The 5,259-nt window shown below is 59.7% G+C and carries 4 protein-coding genes and 2 pseudogenes; 1 reads left to right on the plus strand and 5 read right to left on the minus strand.

Features of this window, described 5'->3' with window-relative positions; translation table 11 throughout:
• Positions 1 to 665 (minus strand): DDE-type integrase/transposase/recombinase (locus tag JOZ06_RS19745; protein WP_366815107.1); only part of this gene is annotated, 665 nt, incomplete at its 3' end.
• A 56-nt stretch (positions 666 to 721) separates the two neighbouring features.
• Entirely contained in the window at positions 722 to 1,036 is a 315-nt protein-coding gene (locus JOZ06_RS19750; RefSeq protein ID WP_293235607.1) for a DUF1153 domain-containing protein, read from the minus strand.
• A gap of 54 nt (positions 1,037 to 1,090) precedes the next feature.
• Between JOZ06_RS19750 and JOZ06_RS19755 the strand changes: the two are divergent.
• Positions 1,091 to 1,423 (plus strand): annotated as a pseudogene (locus JOZ06_RS19755) (integrase core domain-containing protein); the annotation flags it as partial.
• A 23-nt stretch (positions 1,424 to 1,446) separates the two neighbouring features.
• On the opposite strand, the gene JOZ06_RS19760 reads toward JOZ06_RS19755, so the two are convergent.
• From JOZ06_RS19760 to gltB, 3 genes and pseudogenes are all read right to left on the minus strand, one after another.
• A complete protein-coding gene (locus JOZ06_RS19760; RefSeq protein ID WP_293235609.1) occupies positions 1,447 to 2,865 on the minus strand; it encodes an FAD-dependent oxidoreductase in 1,419 nt (472 codons plus the stop codon).
• 296 nt (positions 2,866 to 3,161) lie between these two features.
• Positions 3,162 to 3,572: a four helix bundle protein gene (locus JOZ06_RS19765; RefSeq protein WP_293235611.1), complete on the minus strand. Its 411-nt coding sequence runs from the start codon at positions 3,570 to 3,572 to the stop codon at positions 3,162 to 3,164.
• A gap of 688 nt (positions 3,573 to 4,260) precedes the next feature.
• A pseudogene (gene gltB, locus JOZ06_RS19770) lies at positions 4,261 to 5,259 on the minus strand (glutamate synthase large subunit); the annotation flags it as partial.

Consider the following 5,259-nt stretch of genomic DNA (forward strand, 5'->3'; position numbering starts at 1 on the left):
CGGCTGGCGTGCGTCAGGCTTTCGAAGCGGTGTCGATGAGCACACTGCTCCTTCAAGGTCCGGATAACGCGCTCTACCATGCCGTTCTGTTCTGGCGTATACGGCGTGATGAACTCCTGCTGCAGGCCGTAACTCTTTACCAGCGCCGTGTAGTTCCGGCTGGTGAAGACCAGGCCGTTATCGCTTCTCAGCAAGAATGTCTCCGGCACGCGTCCCAGGCAGCCAAATCGGCTGATGAGCGCATGCTCGAGCGCTGATTCGGCGGTTTTCGACTTGCCGCTGCGAGACAGATGCCAGCCCAGCAATTCACGAGTGCAGCAGTCAATCACCAGCGCCAAATGGCTCCAGCCGTCTTTACCCGCCCAGATACGGCATAGATCGGTGGCCCAGCGTTCATTTGGTCGTTGCGCCACCGACGGCAATGCCTGCACGCGTGGCCGAAAGCCCACCGGGCGTTTCTTCACCTGCCAGCCCTTGAGCTGGAAGATGCGCTGCACGGTGTTCTTGTTGAAGCCCAGAAGGCCAGCAACCGTGCGATAACCGAATGAGGGGTTCTCCTCGATCATCGCTTTGATCGGAGCAACCAAGTGTTGCTGCAGCTTAGGCGCCGCCTTTTGTACGCGGTAATACACCGTACGTCGGGGCACATCAAACCAGCGGCACAACTTGCTGACCGAGACCTGGATACCGTCATCTGCCAGTCCCTGCCGAACGGACTCGACTACTTGTCGTCCTCGCCCAACAGGGACTGCAATTTTTTTCTGGCTCGGAGCTCCAGCATGGCTTCACCGTAGGCTTCCTGCAGATCCTTGATCTGCTTCTCGTACTGCTCGCGGATCTCCATCGGCTTGGCCCGCAGCGCATTCTCCATGCCGCGCTTGGCCTCATCGACCCATTCCTCGACTTCAGAGGGGGTTAGATCGAAGGACCGCGAAGCCTCGGCTACGGTGGTTTTGCCCTGAATGATTTCCATCACCAGAGCGGCTTTGCGCTTGGCGGTCCAACGCTTGATTTCGTCTTCCATGGTCATACTCATCACATGCTCCTGTGTGAATTATGACCTGAGCAGGATTTCAGTGGGTCATTACACGGCTTGGTTATGCATTCCGATCGGGGCAGTCAGTACGCCAGCTATGAATACCAGCAGCTGCTCAAGCAGCATGGACTGGTCTGTAGTATGAGTCGCAAAGGCAATTGCTGGGATAACGCCGTCATGGAGCGCTTCTTCCTGAACCTGAAGATGGAGCGCGTTTGGCAGCGGGATTACGCCAACCATGGCGAGGCGAAACGAGACATCGTGGAATACATCGTCGGCTTCTACAATACCTGTCGACTGCATTCAACGCTGAACTATCTGCCGCCCGTAATCTACGAGCGGCAGATGGCAGCAAAACAACCTATCCAGGTGTCCGAAATTTCTTGACCACCACACCCCCCTACCTCAACTCACCACACCCCAACAAACCTCAGTATCCCCTCCGCCGCCTGCCGTCCCTCGAACACCGCGCGCACGACCAAGTCAGCCCCGCGCACCATGTCGCCGCCGGCAAAGATCTTCGGATTGGCCGTCTGATACGAGATCTCGCCACGCGAAGACACCTCGGTACGCCCACGCCCGTCCACCTTGACGCCTTGCGCTTCAAACCACGAAGCGGCGGAGGCCTGGAAGCCGAAGGCGATGATCACATAGTCGCACTCGAGTACTTCTTCCGTGCCCGGCACGATTTCGGCATTGCGCCGGCCCTTGGCGTCCGGTGCACCCAGCCGCGTTTCTGCCAGTTTTACACGCAACGAACCCTCTGCCGCGCGCTCAATGCCCAGCGGCTGGCGCTGCCACAGAAACTCGACGCCCTCTTCCTTGGCGTTGGCCACCTCGCGGCGCGAGCCGGGCATGTTGGCCTCGTCACGGCGGTAGGCGCAGATCACGCTCTCGGCGCCCTGGCGGATGGCGGTGCGATTGCAGTCCATCGCCGTGTCGCCGCCGCCGAGCACCACCACGCGCTTACCCTGCATGCTGACCGGCGCTTCATTCGCCGGCAGCGTGCCTAGGCCTTGGCGCACGTTGTTGATCAAGTACGGCAACGCTTCCAGCACGCCCGGCAGATTCTCGCCGTCAAAGCCGCCCTTCATATACTGGTAGGCGCCCATGCCCATGAACACCGCGTCGTATTCGTTCAGCAGCTGTTCGATCTGGATATCGCGGCCGATCTCGGTGTTGAGGCAAAACTCGACGCCCATGCCTTCCATGATCTCGCGCCGGCGGCGCACCACGTCCTTCTCCAGTTTGAATTCGGGAATGCCGAAGGTCAGCAGACCGCCGATTTCCTCGTACCGGTCGAACACCACCGGGCGCACGCCGTTCCGGACCAGCACGTCGGCACAGGCAAGCCCAGCCGGGCCGGCGCCGATCACCGCCACCTTCTTGCCGGTGAACACTACGCGGCTCATGTCGGGCCGCCAACCGGCCTTGTAGGCCTCGTCGGTAATGTACTTTTCCACCGCGCCGATGGTCACGGCGCCAAAGCCGCCCTGGTTCAGCGTGCACGCGCCTTCGCACAAGCGGTCTTGCGGGCAGACCCGGCCGCAGATTTCCGGCAGCGAATTGGTTTTGTGCGACAGTTCCGCCGCGTCGAACAGACGCCCCTGCTTCACCAGCTCCAACCAGTTGGGAATGTAGTTGTGCACCGGGCATTCCCACTCGCAGTAGGGGTTGCCGCACGACAGACAGCGGCCGGATTGCTCGGCGGCATCGTCCTTGTTCAATGGCTGGTAGATTTCCTTGAACGTGATCTTGCGGGCTTCCGCTTCGACCTTTTCACCAGGATTGCGCGCGAGGTTCAGAAATTGAAATACGTCGTTTGGCATTGCGTGCTCCCTAATTCAGTTCGGCGGTGAGCGGTTGTTCTCTCAACGGCGGGAGTAAAGGCGTAAACCTTAAAGGCGGGAGTGGGGAGTAACGGCCATAGAACAGAGGCCGTTTGCTACACTCACTCTTTGAACGGCGAGAGTAACGGCAACTTCTTAAAAGCGGGAGTGGGGGCGGCGTTTACTCCCGCCGTTAAGATTTCGCTTCTACTCCCGCCGTTAAGGTTTTGCTTGCACTCCCGCTTTTAAGGTTTACGCACTTCCTCTCATCATCAAGATTTCCCCTACTCCCAGGCCTATCCCTTGTTCAATTTGTTTCTCAAACTACTGATCAACGCCGTCAGCAGTCGTCCAGTTCTATTGAGCTGCAAATGCACCGTACCATCCTCTCCGACGTACCCAAGTCTCCACGACAGCTCAAACTGAGTATCTAGCTCGCTATGCGACCCACGGGCAATCACGAGAAAATGTAGGTAATCCTTAATCGTGTAACGCGCCGCCCCTTCTGCAATATTGGAAGGTATCGAAATCGCGGCGCGGCGCATCTGGCTAACCAATCCATAACGTTCATCAACGGGAAACCTACCCGTCACCTGATAAACGCTTTGCGCCAAGACCGTGCTCTCCTGCCATACCTTCAATTGCCGATGAGGCTTCTCCAATGGAGGACTCCTTTTTACATGTGGGAGTAACGGCAACACCAGCATCTTTAACTGCGGGAGTAACCGCAACACCTTTAAAGCGGGAGTGGGGGCGGCGTTTACTCCCGCTGTTAAGGTTTTGCTTCTACTCCCGCTGTTAAGCGGTTTCCCCACCTACTCCCGCCGTCACGCTTGCGCGGACCTCCACTGCGGGAGTAACAGCAACACCCTAAAAGCGGGAGTGGGGCAGGCGTTTACTCCCGCCGCTAAGGTTTCGCTTTTACTCCCGCTGTTAAGCGGTTTCCCCACCTACTCCCGCCGTCACGCTTGCGCGGACCTCCACTGCGGGAGTAACAACAACACCCTAAAAGCGGGAGTGGGGCGAGCTTTTACTCCCGCTGTAAAGGTTTCGCTTTTACTCCCGCCGTTCAAGCATCACCCCTGCTCCCGCCGTCACGCTTGCGCGGACCTCCACTGCGGGAGTAACAACAACACCCTAAAAGCGGGAGTGGGGCAGGCTTTTACTCCCGCCGTTAAGGTTTTGCCTTTACTCCCGCTGTTAGGACCACCGGTCTTCAACTGCGGGAGTAACAGCAACACTCTAGAAGCGGGAGTGGGGGCGGGCTTTTACTCCCGCCGTTAAGGTGTTGCTTCTACTCCCGCCTTTAAGGTTTCCCCACCTACTCTCGCTGCTCAGACCTCCCACCTACTCCCGCCGTTCAGATTTCCCCACCTACTCCCACCTCCCCAACCCTCAATCCTTCAACAAGCTATCCAGCCGTGCCGCCTTGGGCTTCACCAGCCAGAAGTCATCCACATAGTCATCGAAGTCCTGCAGCATGTCGCGGCCCAATTCGGAGCCGGTCAATTCGACGTGCCGCGCCAGCTTGTCGAGCAGGAAGGCGCGGTACATGCCCATGGCTTCGCCGTTGATCAGGTGAATGTCGATCAGTTCGTTGTTGTAGCGGTAGGCGAATTTCTCCGTCGGGTCGTAGACGAAGGCGAAGCCGCCGGTCATGCCGGCGCCGAAGTTGTAGCCCGACTCGCCCAGCACGATCACGCAGCCGCCGGTCATATACTCGCAGCAGTGGTCGCCCGCGCCCTCGATCACCGCCAGAGCGCCGGAGTTGCGCACGCCGAAGCGTTCGCCGGCCACCCCCGCGGCGTACAGCTGGCCGCCGGTGGCGCCATACAGGCAGGTGTTGCCGATAATGATCGATTCGTGCGCGACGTAGGCGGCGGTTTTCGGCGGATAGATCACCACCCGGCCGCCGGCCATGCCCTTGCCGACGTAGTCGTTGGCGTCGCCTTCCAGCTCCAGATGCAAACCGGCGGCATTCCACACGCCAAAGCTCTGGCCGGCCGAGCCGGTGAATTTCACCGTCAGGCAGCCTTCCGGCAAGCCGGCCGCGCCGTGCTTGCGGGCGATCTCGCCCGACAGGCGCGCGCCCATCGAGCGGTTGACGTTCTCGATCGGGTATTCCAGCCGCAGCATCTGGCGGTTGTCGATCGCCGGCGACGCGTCGACCAGCACACGTTCGGCCAGCTCGCCCTTGTCGAACGACGGATTCGAATCCGCCACGCAGTAGCGCGGCTCGCTGTCGGGAATACGGCCTTGCGACAGCAGCGTGCCCAGTTGCAGCTTCTGCTGCTTGTCGGTCTCGCCCGGCAGCAGCTCCAGCAGGTCGAAGCGGCCGATCAGGTCTTCCATGCGCGTCACGCCCAGGCGCGCCATCCATTCGCGCGTTTCGCG

The sequence above is a fragment of the Paludibacterium sp. genome (assembly GCF_019232825.1).
Taxonomy (GTDB): domain Bacteria; phylum Pseudomonadota; class Gammaproteobacteria; order Burkholderiales; family Chromobacteriaceae; genus Paludibacterium.

Coding starts and splice junctions, on each gene's coding strand:
- JOZ06_RS19750 (WP_293235607.1), bottom strand. CDS start 1,036: ATGAGTATGACCATGGAAGACGAAATCAAGCGTTGGACCGCCAAGCGC.
- JOZ06_RS19760 (WP_293235609.1), bottom strand. CDS start 2,865: ATGCCAAACGACGTATTTCAATTTCTGAACCTCGCGCGCAATCCTGGT.
- JOZ06_RS19765 (WP_293235611.1), bottom strand. CDS start 3,572: ATGCTGGTGTTGCCGTTACTCCCACATGTAAAAAGGAGTCCTCCATTG.